Annotated in this window: 17 protein-coding genes and 1 tRNA gene; 1 reads left to right on the top strand and 17 read right to left on the bottom strand. The window is 45.8% G+C overall.

The features are described from left to right. Window positions 1-3: 3 nt before the first annotated feature. The 10 genes from infB to rlmE all read right to left on the bottom strand — a co-directional run bounded on the left by infB (window position 4) and on the right by rlmE (window position 11121). Entirely contained in the window at window positions 4-2556 is a 2553-nt protein-coding gene (gene infB / locus A3739_RS05190) for a translation initiation factor IF-2 (RefSeq protein WP_068478018.1), read from the bottom strand. A 28-nt stretch (window positions 2557-2584) separates the two neighbouring features. Next, window positions 2585-4084 carry a transcription termination factor NusA gene (gene nusA / locus A3739_RS05195; RefSeq protein ID WP_068478016.1) on the bottom strand — a complete coding sequence of 500 codons (1500 nt, stop codon included), beginning with the start codon at window positions 4082-4084 and terminating at the stop codon, window positions 2585-2587. A 26-nt stretch (window positions 4085-4110) separates the two neighbouring features. Further along, window positions 4111-4617 carry a ribosome maturation factor RimP gene (gene rimP / locus A3739_RS05200; protein ID WP_068478046.1) on the bottom strand — a complete coding sequence of 169 codons (507 nt, stop codon included), beginning with the start codon at window positions 4615-4617 and terminating at the stop codon, window positions 4111-4113. Window positions 4618-4868: 251 nt separating this feature from the next. Further along, window positions 4869-4954, bottom strand: a tRNA-Leu gene (locus tag A3739_RS05205). Between the two features lie 40 nt (window positions 4955-4994). After that, on the bottom strand, window positions 4995-5354 hold the full coding sequence (secG, locus tag A3739_RS05210) for a preprotein translocase subunit SecG (RefSeq protein WP_068476836.1): 360 nt from the start codon (window positions 5352-5354) through the stop codon (window positions 4995-4997). Window positions 5355-5385: 31 nt separating this feature from the next. Next, complete coding sequence (tpiA, locus tag A3739_RS05215; protein ID WP_068478015.1) at window positions 5386-6138, bottom strand: triose-phosphate isomerase; 753 nt, start codon at window positions 6136-6138, stop codon at window positions 5386-5388. An 81-nt stretch (window positions 6139-6219) separates the two neighbouring features. Continuing rightward, window positions 6220-7563, bottom strand: coding sequence for a phosphoglucosamine mutase (gene glmM / locus A3739_RS05220; RefSeq protein WP_068478013.1), 1344 nt, complete (start codon window positions 7561-7563; stop codon window positions 6220-6222). Window positions 7564-7590: 27 nt separating this feature from the next. Beyond that, on the bottom strand, window positions 7591-8394 hold the full coding sequence (gene folP, locus A3739_RS05225; protein WP_068478011.1) for a dihydropteroate synthase: 804 nt from the start codon (window positions 8392-8394) through the stop codon (window positions 7591-7593). 56 nt (window positions 8395-8450) lie between these two features. Beyond that, window positions 8451-10382 (bottom strand): ATP-dependent zinc metalloprotease FtsH, encoded by a 1932-nt coding sequence (gene ftsH, locus A3739_RS05230; protein ID WP_068478006.1) that lies wholly within the window; start codon window positions 10380-10382, stop codon window positions 8451-8453. Window positions 10383-10503: 121 nt separating this feature from the next. Then, window positions 10504-11121, bottom strand: a complete 618-nt coding sequence (rlmE, locus tag A3739_RS05235) for a 23S rRNA (uridine(2552)-2'-O)-methyltransferase RlmE (protein WP_068478005.1) — start codon at window positions 11119-11121, stop codon at window positions 10504-10506. A 99-nt stretch (window positions 11122-11220) separates the two neighbouring features. On the opposite strand from rlmE, the gene yhbY reads away from it, so the two are divergent. Beyond that, entirely contained in the window at window positions 11221-11529 is a 309-nt protein-coding gene (gene yhbY, locus A3739_RS05240) for a ribosome assembly RNA-binding protein YhbY (protein WP_068478004.1), read from the top strand. 81 nt (window positions 11530-11610) lie between these two features. Here yhbY and greA read toward each other — a convergent pair whose 3' ends face one another. The 7 genes from greA to grpE form a co-directional block, all read right to left on the bottom strand. Beyond that, entirely contained in the window at window positions 11611-12087 is a 477-nt protein-coding gene (greA, locus tag A3739_RS05245; protein ID WP_068477249.1) for a transcription elongation factor GreA, read from the bottom strand. A 49-nt stretch (window positions 12088-12136) separates the two neighbouring features. After that, complete coding sequence (gene carB, locus A3739_RS05250) at window positions 12137-15343, bottom strand: carbamoyl-phosphate synthase large subunit (RefSeq protein ID WP_068478003.1); 3207 nt, start codon at window positions 15341-15343, stop codon at window positions 12137-12139. A gap of 75 nt (window positions 15344-15418) precedes the next feature. Beyond that, entirely contained in the window at window positions 15419-16549 is a 1131-nt protein-coding gene (carA, locus tag A3739_RS05255) for a glutamine-hydrolyzing carbamoyl-phosphate synthase small subunit (RefSeq protein WP_068478038.1), read from the bottom strand. 249 nt (window positions 16550-16798) lie between these two features. Continuing rightward, on the bottom strand, window positions 16799-17602 hold the full coding sequence (gene dapB, locus A3739_RS05265) for a 4-hydroxy-tetrahydrodipicolinate reductase (RefSeq protein WP_068478002.1): 804 nt from the start codon (window positions 17600-17602) through the stop codon (window positions 16799-16801). Between the two features lie 231 nt (window positions 17603-17833). After that, window positions 17834-18967, bottom strand: a complete 1134-nt coding sequence (gene dnaJ / locus A3739_RS05270) for a molecular chaperone DnaJ (RefSeq protein ID WP_068478001.1) — start codon at window positions 18965-18967, stop codon at window positions 17834-17836. 132 nt (window positions 18968-19099) lie between these two features. Further along, window positions 19100-21034, bottom strand: a complete 1935-nt coding sequence (gene dnaK, locus A3739_RS05275; RefSeq protein ID WP_068500592.1) for a molecular chaperone DnaK — start codon at window positions 21032-21034, stop codon at window positions 19100-19102. A 131-nt stretch (window positions 21035-21165) separates the two neighbouring features. Continuing rightward, window positions 21166-21777, bottom strand: coding sequence for a nucleotide exchange factor GrpE (gene grpE / locus A3739_RS05280; RefSeq protein WP_231876611.1), 612 nt, complete (start codon window positions 21775-21777; stop codon window positions 21166-21168). Window positions 21778-21834: the final 57 nt, after the last annotated feature.

A 21834-nucleotide genomic window follows, 5' to 3' on the forward strand; every position in this document is an offset into this window, starting at 1 on the left:
AACTTATGACAAAGTACGCGCAATAGAGACCTTATCGAAGACCTCAATCTTGTCGCCCACTTTCACGTCATAGTTCTTAACACCGATACCACATTCAGTACCCGAACGAACTTCGTTTACATCATCTTTAAAGCGACGAAGCGATTCTAGCTCGCCTTCAAAGATAACGATGTCATCACGTAGTACACGAATTTTCTTATTGCGGAAGATTGTTCCTTCAAGAACCATACAACCAGCAACCTGACCGAATTTCGGAGACTTAAAGGTGTCACGCACTTCAGCAATACCAACAATGTCTTCACGGAATTCTGGCGCCAACATACCAGAAAGCGCTTGTTTCACATGATCGATAATCTCGTAAATAACGCTGTAATAACGAAGATCTAAGGATTCTTCTTCGATAATCTTTTTCGCTTGCGCATCAGCACGAACGTTAAAGCCGAAAATAACCGCATTGGTTGCTAGCGCAAGACTTGCATCTGTACCTGTAATACCACCAACACCACTACTCACAATCTTCACCTGAACTTCTTCGTTACCGATTTCATTCAAGGCAGCACTTAATGCTTCTAGAGAACCTCGCACATCAGTTTTGAGGACGATATTCAGCGTCTTAACTTCGTCTGCGCCCATGTTCGCGAACATGTTCTCAAGCTTCGCTGCTTGCTGACGCTGTAAACGGTCTTTACGCTGCTTCTCAGCACGGAACTCTGCAACTTCACGGGCTTTACGCTCATCAGCAACAACAACGAATTCATCACCAGCATCAGGGGTGCCGTTTAAGCCTAAGATCTCAACCGGAATAGATGGACCAGCTTCGTTTGCTTGCTTACCAGCTTCATCCATCATTGCGCGTACACGACCGTAGTAATTACCTGCAATCACAATATCGCCACGACGCAAAGTACCATTCTGAACCAGTACTGTCGCAACAGCACCACGACCTTTGTCGAGGCTTGATTCAACAACCGTACCTTTCGCAGGCGCTGATGGAACAGCTTTAAGCTCCAACATTTCTGCTTGTAGAAGAACCGCATCAAGCAATGCATCAATACCAGTACCAGTGTGCGCCGATACAGGAATGAACTGCACATCACCACCCCAGTCTTCTGGGATAACATCTTTTGCAGCGAGCTCGTTTTTAACGCGATCTGGATCTGCTTCTTCTTTATCCATTTTGTTGACTGCAACAACAATCGGCACGCCCGCTGAGCGAGCGTGCTGAACCGCTTCTTCAGTTTGAGGCATTACACCATCGTCTGCCGCAACAACAAGAATAACAATATCTGTACTTTGAGCACCGCGAGCGCGCATTGCGGTAAACGCAGCGTGTCCAGGCGTATCAAGGAATGAAATCATGCCGTGACCAGTCTCAACGTGGTATGCACCAATGTGCTGGGTAATACCACCAGACTCGCCTGCAGCAACTTTCGCACGACGAATATAATCAAGTAATGAGGTTTTACCGTGGTCAACGTGGCCCATTACACTAACAACTGGTGCACGAGGCATTTCTTCGCCATCGTAACTAATGCTATCTAGTACATCAGTTTCGACTGCATCTTCAGAAAACAACTTAACCTTGTGGCCCATTTCCTCAACAACCAAGGTTGCTGTTTCTTGGTCAATTGACTGGTTTTGCGTTGCCATCACACCAAGGCCCATTAGAGTCTTGATGACTTGAACTGCTTTGACTGACATTTTGTCAGCAAGCTCACTCACAACGATATTTTCACCAACTGACACTTCTTTTACGACAGGTGCACTTGGTTGTTGGAAGCCGTGAGATTTCTTTTTCTTTTTCGCTTTAAGTTTGCGAGGTTGAATCTCTTCTTCCAAAGCATCTTCAGACAATATTTCGCGAGATGCATTTACTGCGTGAATATCGACCTCTTCTTCACGCTGACGCGGTGCACGATGTCCAGCAGATTTGTTGTGCTTCTTAGGCTTATCATCATCAGAACCGCCTGCCGAATCATGCCCTTTCTTCTTAGGAGCACGTTTCTTGGAATTGTCGTCAGCATCACCTTTAGGAGCAGGAGCTGGCTTAGCAGAAGCTTTCGCAGACGCCTTTTCTGCTTCAGCTTTCGCAGCCACTTCATCAGCCGCTTTTTTCGCTTCGGCTTCAGCCGCAGCTTTTTCTTCTTCAACCTTTTGCGCTTCTACAGCTGCTTTGCGCGCAGCATCTTCAGCTTCTTGCTTGGCACGCAATGCGTCTTGCTCTTCTTTTTGCTTCTCAAGCTCAACATTTACATCTGGGCGCTTCACATAAGTGCGCTTTTTTCGCACTTCAACATTAACTGTTTTCGTTTTACCCTGCCCACCAGACATCTTTAATGTGGTTTGCGTTTTACGCTTAAGAGTGATTCGCTTCGGTTCTGATTCGTCATCACCGTGACTCTTCTTAAGATGTGCAAGTAGCTGCTTCTTCTCATCTGCTGAAACGACACCACCTGCATCACGCGCATCGAGCCCTGCGTCAACAATTTGTTGCAAAAGACGATCGATCGGCGCACCGATGTCTTCCGCTAACTGTTTAACTGTTACTTCTGACATTACAATAATTCTCCCGACTCGCTGTCTATTAGTCTTGGTTCTCTTCGAACCATGGCGCACGAGCGGTCATAATCAATTCACCAGCGCGCTCTTCAGTCATATCTTCAATTTCCATCAATTCATCGACGGATTGCTCAGCAAGGTCTTCCATGGTGATCACTCCACGGCTCGCTAAGGTCAATGCAAGGTGCTTATCCATACCTTCCATCGTTAACAAATCTTCTGCAGGCTCGCTACCTTCCAGCTTCTCTTCCGTTGCTAGAGCCTTGTTAAGCAATGCATCTTTTGCACGACGACGAAGCTCTTCAACAATGTCTTCGTCAAATGCTTCGATAGACAGCATCTCTTCTAAAGGAACATATGCGACTTCTTCCAAAGTCGTAAAGCCTTCACTTACAAGCTCAGACGCAAGATCTTCATCAACGTCTAGGGCCTCGATGAATAAATCGACGTACTTGCCGACTTCTTCTTCTTGCTGCTTGCCAGCTTCTTCTTCAGTCATCACATTCAGCTCCCAACCAGTAAGTTGAGACGCTAAACGGACGTTTTGGCCTGCACGACCAATCGCCATCGCTAAGTTATCTTCTGCAACAGCAACATCCATCGAATGCGTGTCTTCATCGACAACAATAGAAGCGACTTCAGCTGGAGCCATTGCATTCACGACTAACTGCGCCGGGTTATCGTCCCAAAGCACAATATCAATACGCTCATTACCTAGCTCACCCGATACAGCTTGTACACGCGCTCCGCGCATACCTACACAAGCACCAACTGGGTCGATACGCTTGTCATTTGTTTTAACTGCAATCTTTGCGCGAGAACCAGGGTCGCGCGCCGCACCACGAATTTCAATCACTTCTTCTGAGATTTCTGGCACTTCAATACGGAATAGCTCGATCAGCATTTCTGGCGCTGAACGACTTAAAATCAATTGCGGTCCACGTAGATCTTGACGAATTTCTAGAAGCAAAGAACGAACACGATCACCCATGCGGAATACTTCACGACCCACTAGATTTTCACGTGGAAGTAAGGCTTCAGCATTATTTCCGAGATCAACAATCACGTTATCACGCGTTACTTTCTTAACAGTACCTGAGACCAATTCTCCAACGCGGTCACGATAGCCATCAACGATTTTTTCGCGTTCAGCTTCACGTACTTTTTGAACAATAATTTGCTTAGCAGCTTGTGCACCGATACGACCAAAAGCAATCGACTCAACCTGCTCTGTGTGAATATCACCTGGTTGAAGCGCTGTATCAATTTCTTCAGCTTCTTCCATAGTCAGCTCAGTACCTAAAGCAGGCACTGCATCGTTGCTCACAACTAACCAGCGACGAAAAGTATCGTATTCACCCGTTTTGCGATCGATATTTACTAAAATATCGGCTTCTTCCTCGTCTTCATAACGCTTTTTAGTTGCTGTCGCCAATGCCAACTCAATAGCTTCGAAAATGACTTCTTTGTCAACGCCCTTTTCGTTTGAGACCGCCTCAACAACCAGCAGAATTTCTTTGTTCATCGCGTCGTTTGCTCCAATAATCCTAATCAATCAAATTGCGGTACGATATTCGCTTTCTCAATGCCTTCAACTGGGAACAAGTATTCTTCTTGATCCACCTGAATCACCACATCATTCCCTTCAACGCCTTTAATCAAGCCGTTGAACTTTCGTCGACCTTCAAATGGCATTCTTAACTTCAATGCAACTTGATGGCCTTTAAACCTTTCATAATGCGCAAGTTCATATAATGCGCGATCCATTCCCGGAGAAGACACCTCAAGGGTGTAATCACCTGCAATAGGGTCTTCAACGTCAAGCACGGCACTCAATTGGCGACTTACTTTTTCGCAATCCCCTAGCTCAATACCGCTCTCACGTTCTTTACCATCTTCGCCCACTTCCGAGCTCTCTGGCGTTTCAAGACTTTCTATATAAATTCGCAACATTGAGTGCTTACCTTGAGACAAGAAATCAATGCCCCAACACTCATAACCTAGCCCTTCTACGACCGGCTTAATAATGTCATTTAGTAGCTGTTTTTTAGCTGCCACTACGCCTCCAATGGGTTCGTTTTCATTGTTGCAGAAACAAAAAATGGGCATAAAGCCCATCAGTACAAAAAAGCCCCTACAATGAGGGGCTCTTTACAAAACTGCTGTAAGGAGAGCCTCAACTGGCGTATAGCCCAAACTCAGAAATTCTGAGCCGCTCCAAATACTGGCGGCATTATAGGCAGCTATACAGCAAGGGTCAACATAAAACAAAAAGCCCGTACTCGTACAAGTGCGGGCTTTTTTATTATTGGTGCCGATGGACGGATTTGAACCGTCACGAGCATAGCTCACCACCCCCTCAAGATGGCGTGTCTACCAATTCCACCACATCGGCATACTCAATTGATTAACTCAATTAAGTGAAAACTTATTGGCTACTCCAATTCAGGAGCGGCATTGTCTTCGTTTTGCGCTTCCAACTCAAGGCTTTCTTCAGAATTTTCTTGAGTTTCTAGCGTAGAAAGCGTCGTCGCTTCTTGAACGCTCAATGCAGCTTGCTCTTTAGCAATATAAGCAAGACTAATACTGGTCGCGAAAAATACAACAGCCAACCATTTTGTAGACTTTGTCAGGAAGTTACCGCTACCTTGGCTACCGAATACTGTTTGAGAAGCACCGCCACCAAAAGAGGCTCCCGCTTCTGCTCCTTTTCCTTGCTGCAATAGCACAAGAACAACAAGCGCCAACGACACCAAGATGTGAACTACGATTACCGTTGTTTCTAAAAATTCCATATTACTCGCAACCTACTACAAACTCGATTCGTCAGGCCGACTGACAAATCTCAAAAAACTCATCAACTTTAAGTGACGCTCCACCTACTAGACCGCCATCGATATCCGGTTGAGCAAACAACTCTTTCGCTGTTTTGCTGTTTACACTTCCACCGTAAAGGATAGTAAGCGAATCCGCCCACTGCTCATCTAGTTCTCGCGCCACACTGCGCAAATGAGCGTGCATTTCTTGTGCTTGATCAGGCGTGGCAGTCAACCCCGTACCTATCGCCCAAACAGGCTCATAGGCAACTACTAAGTTTTTCAACTGATCTACCGAAAACCTCTCTAGCACTGCCTTGAGCTGATTTTCAACAATCTGCTCCGCATTACCCGCTTCTCTTTCTTCAAGCGTTTCACCAACACATAGCACCGGCGTAATACCTTGCTCAACAAGTTGCGATACTTGTGCGGCGACAACTTCATCTGTCTCGCCAAATAAAGTACGCCTCTCCGAATGCCCGATCAATGAAGCCTGACAAGACAAATCACTTAACATGGAAGCAGAAACTTCACCGGTATAAGCGCCTTTATCAAACTGCGCAACATTTTGCGCGGCTACCTGAATATTCGATTCGCTAAACGCATTTGCTAGCAATGCGAGGTAAGGTGCAGAGGGAGCAATCATGACATCGCACGTCACTTCCGCAGCATCAAACTTAGCTTTTAAGTCTTGAGCAAACTCCGCAGCAAACTCGGTGTTACCGTTCATTTTCCAATTACCAGCAACTAGTTTACGACGCATAGCATTACCTCAAGTCAAGCGGGCGCAAATACTAACCGAGTTGCTCCGTAACTACAAGCCGATTAAAACCCATACTTTTACTTAAGCGAGATTTTCAGTGACGACTGAAACAAGCTGATCCACCACATCATTAACTAACGCCGAATCTTCGCCTTCAGCCATCACACGAATCAGGGGTTCAGTACCCGAAGCTCGGAGCAATACACGTCCTCTTCCCTCAAATCGCGCCTCTTGCTGAGTAACCGCAGTGGCTACAATTTCGTTATCTAAAGGGTTACAGCGCTCAGCGACTTTTACATTCTTGAGCACCTGAGGAAGCTTTGTCATCTCTCCAGCTAAATCTGACAAACTCATCTTCCTGCGCCACATGGCGTGAAGTACTTGCAGAGCTGAGACAATACCATCGCCAGTAGTCGACTTATCGAAACAAATTAAATGCCCGGACCCTTCACCACCCAGAAGCCAACCTTTCTCTTTAAGCTGCTCCATGACATATCGATCACCCACTTTTGCACGAGTGAAAGGTATACCTGCCTCGTTAAATGCGACTTCGACACCAAAGTTCGTCATTTGAGTACCGACAACACCACCATCCATCGCGCCTTGATCAATACGATCTTTTGATATGATAAAAATGAGCTCGTCGCCATCAACAATCTGACCTTCGCCAGTCACCATCACAACACGATCGCCATCGCCATCAAAAGCAATACCTAAATCTGCGTTCAGCTCTTTTACTTTTGCCACCAACGCTTCTGGGCTAGTAGAGCCAAATCCACGATTTATATTTAATCCGTCCGGTTCAACACCAATAGCGGTCACATTCGCGCCTAGCTCTCTGAACACATAGGGAGCCACTTGATAAGTTGAGCCGTGCGCACAATCTAAGACGATATCCATACCTTCAAGGTCCATCTTGTTCGGTATTGTGCTTTTGCAATATTCAACATAACGACCAACAGCATCATCAATCCGTTTTGCTTTCCCCAACTCCGCTGGCGGAACAACTTCTAGGTCTTTGTCGAGCCATGATTCAATCTCCAGCTCTATATCATCATCAAGCTTCATGCCCTCAGAAGAGAAAAACTTAATGCCATTGTCTTGATATGGATTGTGCGACGCACTGATAACAATTCCGGCATTCGCGCGATATGTGCGCGTCAAATAAGCAACTGCTGGAGTAGGCATTGGACCAATCAAACGTACACCCACACCGGCCGCGGACAAGCCAGCCTCTAGCGCCGCTTCAAATAAATAACCTGAAATGCGCGTATCTTTTCCAATAATGACCTTATTCTTGGTACCTTGTTTTTTAAACACCTGACCACAAGCCCAGCCAAGCTTGAGCATAAACTCGGGTGTAATTGCTCCCTCACCTAATCGACCACGAATTCCATCCGTCCCAAAATACTTCCTGTCTGCCATTATTCTCTCTCTTAATTCTTGTAGGTATTACTTAGCTAACTTCATTGCCTGCCATATTTTAAGCGCATCTGCCGTTTCAGCAACATCGTGAACCCGCAAAATCGAAGCGCCACGTTCTAATGATAGCAAGGCTGCTGCAACACTACCGATTAAACGCTGATCCACATCCTTATCGAGCACTGTACCAATCATACTTTTGCGCGAGATCCCTACCAACAAAGGCGAGCCCAAATGCTGCAATTGGTCTAAATGTTTTAACAAACTCAAGTTATGCGCGAGCGTTTTACCGAAGCCAAAACCGGGATCTAGAACAATTTTCTCTTTTTGTACTCCTGACCCAATCAATGCTTCCACACGGCCTTGCAGAAACTGCGACACATCATCCACAACACTCCCGTACTCAGGTGAATCTTGCATAGATATGGGCTTGCCCTGCATATGCATTGCGCAAACATATACATCTGATTCACCAACAACCTCAAGCGCCCCCTCTCTCTGAAATGCGCGCACATCATTGATCATCCAAACACCTAAAGCCGCACCCTCCCTCATCAGCTCAGGCGAACTGGTATCTAAGGAGATCGCGACATCCGTTTCTGCTCGAAGCTTTTCAACAACCGGCAAGACACGATCCATTTCCTCTTGCAGCGACACTTCAACCGCACCAGGGCGTGTTGACTCACCACCGATATCTATAATCGAGGCACCTTGCTCAACCATACGAAGAGCTTGCGAAATCGCGAGATCGAGGTTAGAAAACTTTCCACCATCAGAGAAAGAGTCCGGAGTCACATTGAGTATCCCCATAATTTTGGGGGTAGAAAAATCCATAACGCACCCATAAAAAAAGCGCGGACCAAGCCGCGCCTTATTATTACAATTTTAACTTAGTGACCTTCTGCAGGTCCACCAACGCTATCAGACGGCGCATCACGCTCCTGCGTTACGTCTTCCGCTTCAGAAGCTGCACTACCACCGGCATCATTAGAACCATTATCACCCCAACCTTTCGGCGGACGAGGTGTTTTGTCATTCATAATGTCATCGATTTGAGGAGTATCGATCGTCTCATACTTCATCAAAGCATCAGCCATTGCATCTAGCTTGGAGCGATTTTCTTCTAAGACTCGCTGCGCCGTCGAATAACACTGGTCAACGATTGAACGGACTTCCTCATCGATACTGGCCTGCGTCGAACCTGAAACATGAGAAGTAGACCCGCCTGCAGATTTGCCGAGGAACACCTCTTCTTGCGCTTCGTCGTACTTCAAGGGACCAAGCTTCGCTGACAAGCCCCACTTCGTTACCATGTTACGCGCAATATCTGTTGCACGCTCAATATCGTTTGACGCACCTGTCGTAACACCTTCTGGACCAAGCGTCATTTCCTCAGCAATACGACCGCCGTACAAAGAGCAAATGTTGCTGATCAAGTGCTGACGACTCATGCTATAACGGTCTTCTTCTGGCAAGAACATCGTCACACCAAGCGCTCGCCCGCGAGGAATAATACTCACCTTGTAGACTGGATCATGCTCCGGCATGAGGCGACCTACAATCGCGTGTCCCGCTTCATGATAAGCAGTATTTAGCTTTTCTTTGTCAGACATAACCATCGATTTACGCTCAGCGCCCATCATGATCTTGTCTTTAGCCAACTCAAACTCAACCATACCAACAGTACGCTTGTTCGCACGCGCCGCAAACAGAGAAGCTTCATTTACAAGGTTGGCCAAATCTGCACCAGAGAAGCCCGGAGTACCACGCGCCATAACTGCTGCATCCACGTCGTCACCTAGAGGGACTTTCTTCATGTGCACTTTAAGTATTTGTTCACGACCAAGAATGTCAGGCAAGCCAACTACAACCTGTCGGTCGAAACGACCTGGGCGTAACAGCGCTGGATCGAGAACGTCAGGACGGTTCGTCGCAGCGATAACAATGACACCTTCACTACCTTCGAAGCCATCCATTTCAACGAGCAGCTGGTTTAATGTTTGCTCACGCTCGTCGTGTCCACCGCCAAGGCCAGCGCCACGATGACGACCCACAGCATCGATCTCATCGATAAATATAATACAGGGGCTTTGCTTTTTAGCTTGCTCGAACATGTCTCGCACGCGGGATGCACCCACCCCCACAAACATTTCGACAAAGTCTGAACCTGAGATAGAGAAGAACGGAACCTTTGCTTCACCAGCGATCGCTTTCGCCAATAACGTTTTACCCGTACCAGGCTGACCGACCATCAAGACACCGCGCGGAATTTTACCACCTAAGCGCTGGAATTTGCTTGGGTCACGCAAAAATTCCACAAGTTCTTTCACGTCTTCTTTGGCTTCATCAACACCCGCCACATCAGCAAATGTCGTTTTAATTTGATCTTCACTCATCAGTCGCGCTTTGCTCTTACCAAACGACATCGGCCCTTTGCCACCGCCGCCACCTTGCATCTGGCGCATGAAAAACATGAAGACGAGAATAATCACGAGAATTGGAAATGAGGCGACTAACAGCTGCGACCAGATACTTTGCTTCTCTGGTTCCTTACCGATCACCGTAACGTTATTGTTAATCAACTCATCCATTAGCTTTGGATCTTCGACCATTGGTCGAACGGTTGAATAACGACGGTTGTCTGAAGTTTCGACTTCAAAACGCAATCCATCAATTTCAACTTGGCGGACCTGCCCACTCTGAACAAGCTCAATAAACTGTGAATAGTTCATTGCTTGCGTTTTTTGCTGTGCACTGAAGTTGTTAAACACCGTCAGCAACACAGCTGCGATCACCAACCAAAGTACCAGATTCTTGACCATATCGTTCAAGAGAAACCCCTCTCAATTACAAAGTGATGTGTGTATTACGACTTAAAATATACAAGTAGATTCTTAAATTAGCTATTTAACGATCTTATATAATTTTTAAGCTTTCCAAGCTCTAGCCCTTAAAACCAATACCTATTTGGTACACCTCACGCGAACGTGCACGCGAAGCATCAGGCTTACGGGAATAGACCTTAGTAAACATTGTGCGCATTTGCTTAAGAAGTTCATCAAAACCTTCTCCTTGAAAAACCTTCGCGACAAAATTACCGCCCGGTTTCAAGGTGTGGTTAGCCATATCCAAAGCAAGCTCCACTAAATACATTGCGGATGGAATATCCACCGCTGCGTTACCACTCATATTGGGGGCCATATCTGAAATTACAAGATCTACCTTTCCATCAATTTCTGCCAATATATTTTCAAAGACCTGATCATCGGTGAAATCACCTTGAATGAAGCTCACATCAGGCAATGGGTCCATAGCCAAAATATCGCTAGCAACGACTTTACCAGAGTCTCCAATATACTCCGCGGCTACTTGAGTCCAACCACCGGGCGCTGCGCCAAGATCAATCACCGTCATACCTTTGCGAAATAATTTGTCTTTTTCATGCAATTCGATCAGTTTGTAGCTTGCACGAGATCTATATCCATCTTCTTGAGATCGTTTCACATACTGATCATCAAAATGCTCTTTTAGCCAACGACCGCTAGACTTAGAACGTGCCATAGTAATGCTCTTCTATAATGGTGATAGTTTTAAAATATTGACTTTGGTTTCTTTCGGCCAGACTGTAAACTTGCGCCGAAATATTTACAGGATTCAAACATGACAACACTTAGCGCCGCCGAGAAAAAACAACTTCGCGCCATTGCCCATAACCTAAACCCGATCATTATAGTGGGTGATAAAGGAGTCAGCGAGGGTTTACTTGAAGAGTTAGATCGCGCATTAGAACAACACGAATTGATCAAAGTAAAAGTTGCGTCAAATGATCGTGAGTTTCGCGCACAAGCTATGACTGAAATGGCGGAAAAAACAAATGCCACGCAAGTTCAAATCATCGGCAAAATCGTCGTATTGCTTCGCCGTAGCAAAAAGCCAAATCCGAAGCTATCAAACTTGATCAGAATGTAGATCAAAGCTGTAAGAATCAAAACTCGAAAACAAAAAAAGCGCTCGTTCATGAGCGCTTTTTTTGTTTGTAAGGCCTAGCGATTAAATATGCTCAACCTCGTCGATTTCATACTCGACAATACCGTCTGGCACACGAACAGAAGCAACGTCGCCTTCGTTCTTGCCAATCAAGGCACGAGCGATCGGTGAAGAAACAGAAATCTTGCCAAGCTTAATATCCGCCTCATCTTCGCCAACGATTTGATACTTCACTTCTGAGTCATCGTCGATTTTCAACAACGTTACCGTTGAGCCAAAAATTACTTTTCCTGAAGGCTCAATTGCCGCAACGTCAATCACCTGCGCATTAGAAAGCTTACCTTCAATTTCTTGAATGCGTCCTTCAATAAAGCTCTGCTGCTCACGCGCTGCATGGTACTCAGCATTTTCTTTCAAATCGCCATGCTCACGGGCATCAGCGATCGCCTCAATAACACGAGGACGTTCTACGGTTTTTAATTGAACTAATTCTTCGCGCAAGGCGGCTTCGCCTTGCACTGTCATCGGAATACGATTCATAGTTTTCCTATAATTTGCTTTATATCCTGCTAATCAGTATAGCCTTGCTTTAGTGCAAATCCTGCAAGCGACGCACTTTTTCATTTGAGCCAAAACGAATCGCACGCGCGATCGCTTCACCACCCCACAAAGTAGTACTGTAAGCAATCTTCTTCTGCAACGCAGATTGACGGATATGCGAAGAGTCTTTGATTGCTTGACGCCCTTCCGTAGTATTGACGATCAAAGAAATATCTTCATTCTTAATTACGTCAACAACGTGTGGACGACCTTCACGCACTTTATTCACAACACTAACTTCCATGCCTGCTTCCTCAATTGCCTGAGCAGTACCACGCGTTGCAACTAAGCTAAAGCCACCCTCAACAAGAAGTTTCGCAAGTTCAACAACACCTTCTTTGTCTACGTCACGAACACTCAAGAATGCCTTACCTGATGCAGGAAGTGTTTCACCTGTCGCGATAAAACCTTTAGCAAACGCCTCATCGAAGGTTTCACCAACACCCATAACTTCGCCCGTAGACTTCATCTCAGGACCAAGGATCGGGTCAACTGCTGGGAACTTCTTAAATGGGAACACTGACTCTTTCACACTGAAGTGCTCTGGGATGATCTCAGTTGTAAAATCTAGCTCTTCTAGAGTTTTGCCCGCCATTACACGTGCTGCAACTTTCGCTAATGAGGTACCAATCGCTTTTGACACGAATGGTACGGTACGTGACGCACGTGGGTTCACTTCGATCACGTAAATTTCACCATCCTGATAAGCGAGCTGAGTATTCATCAAACCGACAACGCCAAGCTCTAAAGCCATCGACTTAACCGCTTCACGCATTTCGTCTTGAACATCTGCAGACAATGTATATGGAGGTAGTGAACAAGCCGAGTCACCAGAGTGAACACCCGCCTGCTCGATGTGCTGCATAATTGCGCCAATCACGACTTGCTTACCATCTGAGATCGCATCGATATCCACTTCGATTGCAGAATTCAAGAAGTGGTCAAGCAAAACAGGGCTATCGTTAGATACTTGAACAGCATCTTTCATGTAACGCACAAGCTCGTCTTCTTTGTAGACGATTTCCATCGCTCGGCCACCAAGTACATAAGATGGACGAACAACCAATGGATAGCCAATTTCATTCGCTGCCACGATACCTTCTTCAAGGCTACGTACTGTCGCGTTATTTGGCTGCTTCAACCCTAAACGCTGAATCATTTGCTGGAAACGCTCACGATCTTCAGCACGGTCAATCGCATCAGGGCTAGTACCGATAATCGGCACACCAGCATCTTCAAGGCCACGCGCAAGCTTAAGTGGTGTTTGACCACCGTAGTGCACGATCACACCTTTCGGTTTTTCTAGTTCGATAATTTCTAGTACGTCTTCAAGCGTAATAGATTCGAAGTACAAACGGTCTGAAGTATCGTAATCCGTTGAAACTGTCTCTGGATTACAGTTGATCATGATCGTTTCATAGCCATCTTCACGCATTGCAAGCGCAGCGTGTACACAACAGTAATCAAACTCAATACCTTGACCAATACGGTTAGGACCACCGCCAATAACAACAATTTTCTCGCGATCAGACGTTTGCGCTTCACACTCTTCTTCATAACTTGAGTACATATACGCTGTGGCAGTCGAGAACTCAGCAGCACAGGTATCAACGCGCTTGTAAACTGGACGGATACCGAAGTCTTGACGAATATTACGAACTTCTTTTTCACTCAAGTCCAACAATGATGCCAAACGGTGATCAGAGAAACCTTTGCGTTTCAATCGACGCACTGCTTCCGAAGTAAGATCAGAGCGAATCATATTTGAAACAACTTGCTCTTCTTCAATGATGTCTTCGATTTGAACCAAGAACCAAGGATCGATACCAGTTAGACCATAAATCTCATCGATGCTCATACCTGCACGGAATGCATCACCCAAATACCAGATACGCTCTGCGCTTGGCGTGCTTAATTCACCACGCAAGGTATCCATTGCATTATCCGAGGCGATATCAAGAATCGGCTCAAATCCATAAGAGCCAACTTCTAAACCACGAATAGCTTTCTGGAATGACTCTTGGAAAGTACGTCCGATCGACATCACCTCACCGACCGACTTCATCTGAGTCGTCAATGTCGCATCCGCTTGTGGGAATTTTTCAAAAGTGAAACGAGGGATCTTCGTTACTACGTAGTCAATTGCAGGCTCAAACGATGCAGGTGTTGCACCGCCAGTAATATCATTTTGAAGCTCATCGAGTGTGTAGCCAACCGCTAACTTCGCAGCAACTTTTGCGATTGGGAAACCAGTCGCTTTAGAAGCAAGCGCAGACGAGCGAGATACACGCGGGTTCATCTCGATAACAACCATACGACCAGTTGTTGGACTGATACCAAACTGTACGTTCGAACCACCCGTTTCAACACCAATTTCACGAAGTACCGCAAGCGATGCGTTACGCATGATTTGGTATTCTTTATCCGTAAGTGTTTGCGCTGGCGCTACAGTAATCGAGTCACCCGTATGAACACCCATTGCATCGAAGTTTTCAATCGAACAAATGATGATGCAGTTGTCCTTCTTATCGCGGACAACTTCCATCTCGTATTCTTTCCAACCGATCAAAGACTCATCAATGAGAAGCTCATTTGTTGGCGACATATCCAAGCCGCGAGCACAGATTTCTTCAAACTCTTCGCGGTTATATGCGATACCGCCTCCGCTACCACCCATGGTAAACGAAGGACGAATAATACATGGAAAGCCTAGCTCGTCGATCAGGCCAACCGCTTCTTCCATACTGTGTGCGATACCAGAACGCGGCGTTTCAAGACCAATCGCTTTCATTGCCTTATCAAAACGATCACGATCTTCTGCTTTATCGATCGTATCAGCGTTAGCACCGATCATCTCAACACCAAACTTGTCAAGCACACCCTCGCGCTCAAGATCTAAAGCACAGTTTAGCGCTGTTTGACCACCCATGGTTGGGAGTAATGCGTCTGGGCGCTCTTGCTCAATAATACGTGCAACCGTTTCCCAAGTAATTGGCTCAATATAAGTTGCATCCGCCATCGCCGGATCAGTCATGATAGTCGCAGGATTGGAATTAACGAGGATCACTCGATAACCTTCTTCGCGAAGTGCCTTACAGGCTTGTGCGCCTGAGTAATCAAATTCACACGCCTGACCGATGACGATCGGGCCCGCTCCAATAATAAGAATACTCTTTATGTCGGTACGCTTTGGCATCTAATTTCGTTCCACTTTTACAATTTGTCTTCGAAAGCGGCTCCCTTAGGAGCCGCTCGATAATTCATATTTTGTTTATTTTGCCGCTTTACGCATTTCAGCAATAAATTGGTCAAATAATGGCGCTACATCATGCGGCCCTGGGCTTGCTTCTGGGTGACCCTGAAAACTATAAGCCGGAGTATCTGTGCGCTTGATACCCTGCAAACTTCCATCAAACAAAGATTTATGTGTTGCTTCGATGTTACTAGGCAACGACTCTTCGTCCACCGCAAAACCATGGTTCTGACTCGTAATCATCACTTCGCCCGTCGCCAAATCTTGAACAGGGTGGTTCGCACCGTGATGACCAAACTTCATCTTGACCGTTTTTGCGCCGCTCGCTAGTGCTAACAACTGATGACCAAGACAAATACCAAACACTGGCTTTTTAGTCTCTAGAATTTCTTGAATCGCAGAAATTGCATAGCCACATGGCTCTGGGTCACCAGGACCATTAGAGAGGAACACCCCATCAGGGTTCAAAGCAAGCACTTCACTTGCAGGAGTTTGTGCTGGAACCACAGTCAATTTACAACCGCGTTCAGCAAGCATACGCAGAATATTGCGCTTCACACCAAAGTCGTAAGCAACTACGTGGAACTCAGAATCTTTTGCTTGCGCATAACCAGAGCTCAAGTCCCATTCTGCTTCAGTCCATTCATAGACTTCTTGATGCGTCACTTCTTTTGCCAAATCCATTCCCTTAAGACCAGGGAATGCTTTTGCTTTTTCTAATGCCAGTTCTTCTGAAATATTATCACCAGCGAGGATACAACCATTCTGGGCGCCCTTCTCGCGCAAAATACGCGTCAAACGACGTGTATCGATATCCGCGATCGCAACAATATTATTTTCAGAGAGATAAACATCTAATGGCTTCTCATTACGCCATGAGCTAGCAAGCAAAGGAAGATTACGAATTACTAGACCAGCTGACCAAATTTGGTCGCTTTCTACATCTTCCTCATTAACACCAGTATTACCGATGTGAGGATAGGTCAAAGTAACAATTTGTTTTGCATATGATGGGTCAGTAAGAATTTCCTGATACCCCGTCATCGCGGTGTTAAAAACAACTTCTCCAGTAGTTTCTCCATCTGCACCGATAGAGATACCCTTGAATATGGAGCCATCTTCAAGAGCTAAAATAGCGGGTTTAGTCAACACCAGTTCCTCGCGCTTGTCCAAGCAGTGTATTTTTCGTATCGAAAGAAACCGTCTTTGGCGGGCTTGAGATGCATTTAGCGAATGCTAGTTGCAAAAAAGCGAGATGAACATTTGCTCATCTCGCTTTTTATAATTCTTTCGCGTTTTTATGTACAACGCCTTATCTCAAGCGGCGGCATTGTACATATTTCACATTTTGTTGTCTATGCGATCAAAGCATTTACTGCACAAAAATTACGCGTCTCATTACTTAAGATTTAAAACATCGCGCATTTCATACAGACCGGGCTCCTGAGAATGCAACCAAGCAGCAGCACGCACCGCACCATTTGCGAACGCCATTCGACTCGATGCCTTGTGTGTAATTTCAACACGCTCTCCATCGCCCAAAAACATCACAGTATGATCACCGACAACATCACCACCGCGAACCGTTGCAAAACCAATCGTTTCTTTATTTCGTGCGCCTGTTTGGCCTTCACGTCCGTAAACAGCTACCTCACGTAGATTGCGGTCTAACCCTTCAGCTACTGATTCACCCATCGCCAAAGCCGTACCAGATGGTGCATCCACTTTATGCTTATGATGCGCTTCGTAAATTTCGACATCATAATCATCGCCTAAAATCTCTGCGGCTTTTTTCAAGAGATTAAGACACATATTCACACCCGTGCTGAAATTCGCAGCTTTACACATCGCGGCGTTCGCCTGATACGACAAAAGCAATTCTTCTTCTTCAGGAGTAAAGCCCGTTGTACCAATCACGATACCCTTGCCGTTCTCAGCACATAGTTTGGCATTTTCTAGCGTGGCATCAGGAGCAGTAAAATCGATCAACACATCAAAATCATCAATCACTTCACTCAAGTGACCCACAACACTAACGCCATTTTTACCAATCCCAGACAACTCACCTGCATCGGCACCAATCACACTACTGTCTGGCAAAACAATCGCTGCGCTTAATTCTGCTTCTGCTGATTGATGAACAGCTTCAATCAACATTTTACCCATGCGGCCAATCGCACCTGTTACTGCAATGCGTACCATTGCTTTACCCTCTTTTTTAAATGAAAAATTCCCGCTCAAAGGCGGGAATTATAAATAGCTTAATTACTAACCAAACTCTATACAGTAAAAACTCGGCACACACCTACTGGATAGATATTTTTGCATCAAGCGAGGCGAAAGTGCACGGAAAAGCTGAGCTTACACGAAGTAAGTGAGCATTTGAGTACACTGTTAACAAAGCTTGAGGTGAAAATAGCATGCAGTCCTGCACTAAAGCTTCATGTCGTCAAAGAAGCTTTTAACCCCCTCAAACCAAGAATGCTTCTGGGGCGCATGTTTCTTCGACCCACTTTCAAGAGTCTCTTGAAACTCTTTCAACAACTCTTTTTGCTTTTTAGTCAGATTTACTGGCGTTTCTACCGCGACACGACACATCAAATCTCCAACAGCTCCACCACGAACAGGCTTCACACCCTTACCGCGTAAACGGAACATCTTACCGCTTTGCGTTTCAGCAGGGATTTTCAGTTTGACGCGGCCATCAAGTGTTGGCACTTCCAGCTCACCACCCAACGCTGCATCCACGACACTGATTGGCACATCACAATACAAGTTTGCACCGTCACGAACAAAAATAGGATGCTCTTTAACCGAAACCTGAACATAAAGATCTCCGGCTGGGCCACCCATTGCACCCGCTTCACCCTCTCCAGCCAAACGAATACGATCACCCGTATCAACGCCCGCTGGCACTTTCACTGAAAGCGTTTTATTCTCTTCTTGCACGCCTGTGCCATGACAAGCACGACAAGGATCTTTAATAATTTGCCCGCGACCATGACACGTTGGGCAGGTTTGCTGAACGCTGAAAAAGCCTTGCTGCATACGCACTTGACCCTGACCATGACAAGTACCACAGGTCTCAGGCTGCGTGCCTTTTTTCGCACCAGAGCCTTTACAAACATTACAAGTCACTTGAGTCGGAACACGGATCTTGACCGATTTACCGCGTACCGCATCTTCTAGATCTAGTTCGAGATTATATCGAAGGTCTGCACCACGCGAACTTCTTTGGCCACCGCGACCACCGCCGCCACCAAAAATGTCACCGAATACATCACCAAAGATATCGCTAAAGTTTCCACCACCGAAACCACCAGCACCGCCACCAGCGTTCGGATCTACACCAGCGTGACCATATTGGTCATACGCGGCTTTCTTCTGATCGTCAGACAGAACCTCGTAGGCCTCAGTCGCTTCTTTAAACTGTACCTCTGCTTCTGCATCATCCGGATTTCGGTCTGGGTGATACTTCATCGCCAAACGACGATACGCTTTTTTAATTTCTTTGGCGTCAGCAGATTTGTCGACACCTAAAACTTCGTAGAAATCTCTTTTAGACATTACTTATTACCTGTCTTATCGACATTACTCCTCAAATAAAATCTGAGAAGCCTAGATACGATAACGCGGAAGAACTAGCTCCCGCGTTATAAAGAGCGAGCATCTAAAACACTCGCTATTCAAAAAGCAAACTTACTTTTTGTCGTCTTTTACTTCTTCAAACTCAGCATCAACTACATCGTCGCCAGCATTTGATTGCGCTTTCGCTTCTGCCTCTGGACCCGCCGCTGCACCTTCTGCTTGAGCCGCTTGNTCAGCATAAAGCTTTTGAGCAAGGCCTGATGACGCTTCAGTTAACGCTTGAGTCTTCGCTTCGATCACGTCTTTGTCATCACCTTTCAGTGCTTCTTCAAGATCAGCAATCGCTGCTTCAATTGCAGTTTTCTCTTCTGCAGTCGCCTTATCGCCAGCTTCTTCCAAAGTTTTCTTGGTTGCATGAACCATTTGATCACCTTGGTTACGCGCTGTCACAAGCTCTTCGAACTTGCGATCCGCTTCAGCATTCGCTTCAGCATCGTTAACCATGTTCTCGATCTCATCATCAGAAAGACCAGAAGACGCTTTGATCACGATAGACTGCTCTTTTCCTGTCGCTTTATCTTTCGCAGACACATTCAAAATACCGTTTGCATCAATATCGAAAGTTACTTCAATTTGAGGCATGCCACGTGCTGCTGGTGGAATATCCGCCAAATCAAAACGACCAAGCGATTTGTTCTGAGCAGCTTGCTTACGCTCACCCTGAACAACGTGAATCGTTACTGCCGACTGATTATCTTCTGCTGTTGAGAACACTTGCGACTTCTTGGTAGGAATCGTTGTGTTTTTCTCAATCAATGGAGTAGCAACACCACCCATTGTTTCGATACCTAGCGTCAAAGGCGTTACGTCTAGAAGAAGAACGTCTGTCACGTCACCAGCTAGAACCGCCGCTTGAATCGCCGCACCCATTGCAACTGCTTCATCAGGGTTTACATCACGACGTGGCTCTTTACCGAAGAACTCTTGTACTTTCTCTTGAACAAGAGGCATACGTGTTTGACCACCGACCAAGATGACGTCATCAATTTCGCTTGTGCTCAAACCTGCATCATTCAATGCTGTTTTACATGGAGCAAGACTGCGAACAACCAACTCTTCTACCAACGACTCCAACTTAGAACGCGTCAACTTCACGTTTAAGTGCTTAGGACCTGTTGCATCAGCAGTGATGTATGGCAGATTTACATCCGTTTGTTGTGCACTTGAAAGCTCAACCTTTGCTTTCTCTGCAGCTTCTTTCAAACGCTGCATTGCAAGTGGGTCACCCGTTAAATCCATACCTTGATCTTTCTTGAACTCTTCAGCCAAATAGTCGATCAATGCCATATCAAAGTCTTCACCACCTAGGAATGTGTCACCATTGGTCGCTAGTACTTCAAACTGCTTTTCACCATCAACATCTGCGATTTCGATAATCGAAATATCGAAAGTACCACCACCAAGGTCATACACAGCAATCGTAGAATCACCTTGGCTCTTATCTAGGCCGTAAGCAAGTGCTGCTGCAGTTGGCTCGTTGATAATACGCTTAACATCAAGACCAGCGATTTTACCTGCATCTTTTGTTGCCTGACGCTGAGAGTCATTGAAGTATGCTGGAACAGTGATAACTGCTTCAGTAATGTCTTCACCTAAGTAATCTTCTGCAGTCTTCTTCATCTTTTTCAAGATTTCAGCAGATATCTGAGGTGGAGCCTTCTTCTCGCCTTTTACCTCAACCCATGCATCACCATTGTCTGCTTTAACGATGTTGTATGGCACCATATTGATGTCTTTCTGTACTACGTCTGAATCGAATGTACGACCAATCAAACGCTTAATTGCGAATAAAGTATTAGCAGGATTAGTAACTGCCTGACGCTTCGCTGGCTGACCAACTAATGTTTCGTTATCGTCAGCAAATGCAATGATAGATGGGGTAGTACGATCACCCTCTGCGTTTTCGATAACTTTTGCCTGATCACCATCCAATACAGATACACAAGAGTTTGTAGTACCTAAGTCGATTCCAATGATTTTTCCCATTGCTTCTCTCCACTCTAAATTCTGTTAAAGGCGCTCGCCTTTGTATAAGCTTTGATCTTTATGTTTGGCCTTTTTTTTAGTTTTCAAGGACCAAATTTAATTTTTAAACGTAAACTTTTGCTGACGTAAATTTACTGCGCAACAACAACCATTGCCGGACGAATTAATCGTCCATTCAAGGTATAACCTTTCTGCATTGCCGCGATCACTGTGTTTGACTCCGCATCAGGTGCTGGAACCATGCTCATCGCCTCATGCAATGCTGGATCAAATGGCTTCCCAATGGGGTCAACCTGCTCAACGCCAAACTTGGCAATTCCGCTCAGCATGATCGTCAAAGTCATCTCGACACCTTCTCGAAGTGGTGTCATCTCATTTTCTGCAGCTTGTTCAGCTTCAATCGCTTTTTCTAAGCCATCGATCACTGGCAAAAGCTCTTTCGCGAACTTCTCTAGCGCGAACTTGTGTGCTTTCTCAACATCTTGCTCTGCACGACGGCGAACATTTTGAGCCTCAGCTTGCGCACGCACTGCAGCATCTTTTAATGCACCAAGTTCGGCAGCTAATTGCTCTGCTTTAGCTTGCCAATTTTCACCTTCTTGATTTGCTTCTGTAGATTCTTCAACTACTTCAGCTTCAGGCGCATCATTCACTAACTCTTCTTCTGGAGTCTCGGTTTGCGCATTATCTTGATTGTTTTCTTCAACACTCACGTGCATTCCCTCAAATACAAACTTAGTCAATCTGTTGAGCTGCTTAGCTCAGTTGGTTCACGAAGTGGGGGCGAGAATATGTTTTTC

This window comes from Oleiphilus sp. HI0067 (assembly GCF_001635735.1).

Coding starts and splice junctions, on each gene's coding strand:
- infB (WP_068478018.1), bottom strand. CDS start 2,556: ATGTCAGAAGTAACAGTTAAACAGTTAGCGGAAGACATCGGTGCGCCG.
- nusA (WP_068478016.1), bottom strand. CDS start 4,084: ATGAACAAAGAAATTCTGCTGGTTGTTGAGGCGGTCTCAAACGAAAAG.
- secG (WP_068476836.1), bottom strand. CDS start 5,354: ATGGAATTTTTAGAAACAACGGTAATCGTAGTTCACATCTTGGTGTCG.
- tpiA (WP_068478015.1), bottom strand. CDS start 6,138: ATGCGTCGTAAACTAGTTGCTGGTAATTGGAAAATGAACGGTAACACC.
- glmM (WP_068478013.1), bottom strand. CDS start 7,563: ATGGCAGACAGGAAGTATTTTGGGACGGATGGAATTCGTGGTCGATTA.
- folP (WP_068478011.1), bottom strand. CDS start 8,394: ATGGATTTTTCTACCCCCAAAATTATGGGGATACTCAATGTGACTCCG.
- ftsH (WP_068478006.1), bottom strand. CDS start 10,382: ATGGTCAAGAATCTGGTACTTTGGTTGGTGATCGCAGCTGTGTTGCTG.
- rlmE (WP_068478005.1), bottom strand. CDS start 11,121: ATGGCACGTTCTAAGTCTAGCGGTCGTTGGCTAAAAGAGCATTTTGAT.
- yhbY (WP_068478004.1), top strand. CDS start 11,221: ATGACAACACTTAGCGCCGCCGAGAAAAAACAACTTCGCGCCATTGCC.
- greA (WP_068477249.1), bottom strand. CDS start 12,087: ATGAATCGTATTCCGATGACAGTGCAAGGCGAAGCCGCCTTGCGCGAA.
- carB (WP_068478003.1), bottom strand. CDS start 15,343: ATGCCAAAGCGTACCGACATAAAGAGTATTCTTATTATTGGAGCGGGC.
- dapB (WP_068478002.1), bottom strand. CDS start 17,602: ATGGTACGCATTGCAGTAACAGGTGCGATTGGCCGCATGGGTAAAATG.
- dnaJ (WP_068478001.1), bottom strand. CDS start 18,967: ATGTCTAAAAGAGATTTCTACGAAGTTTTAGGTGTCGACAAATCTGCT.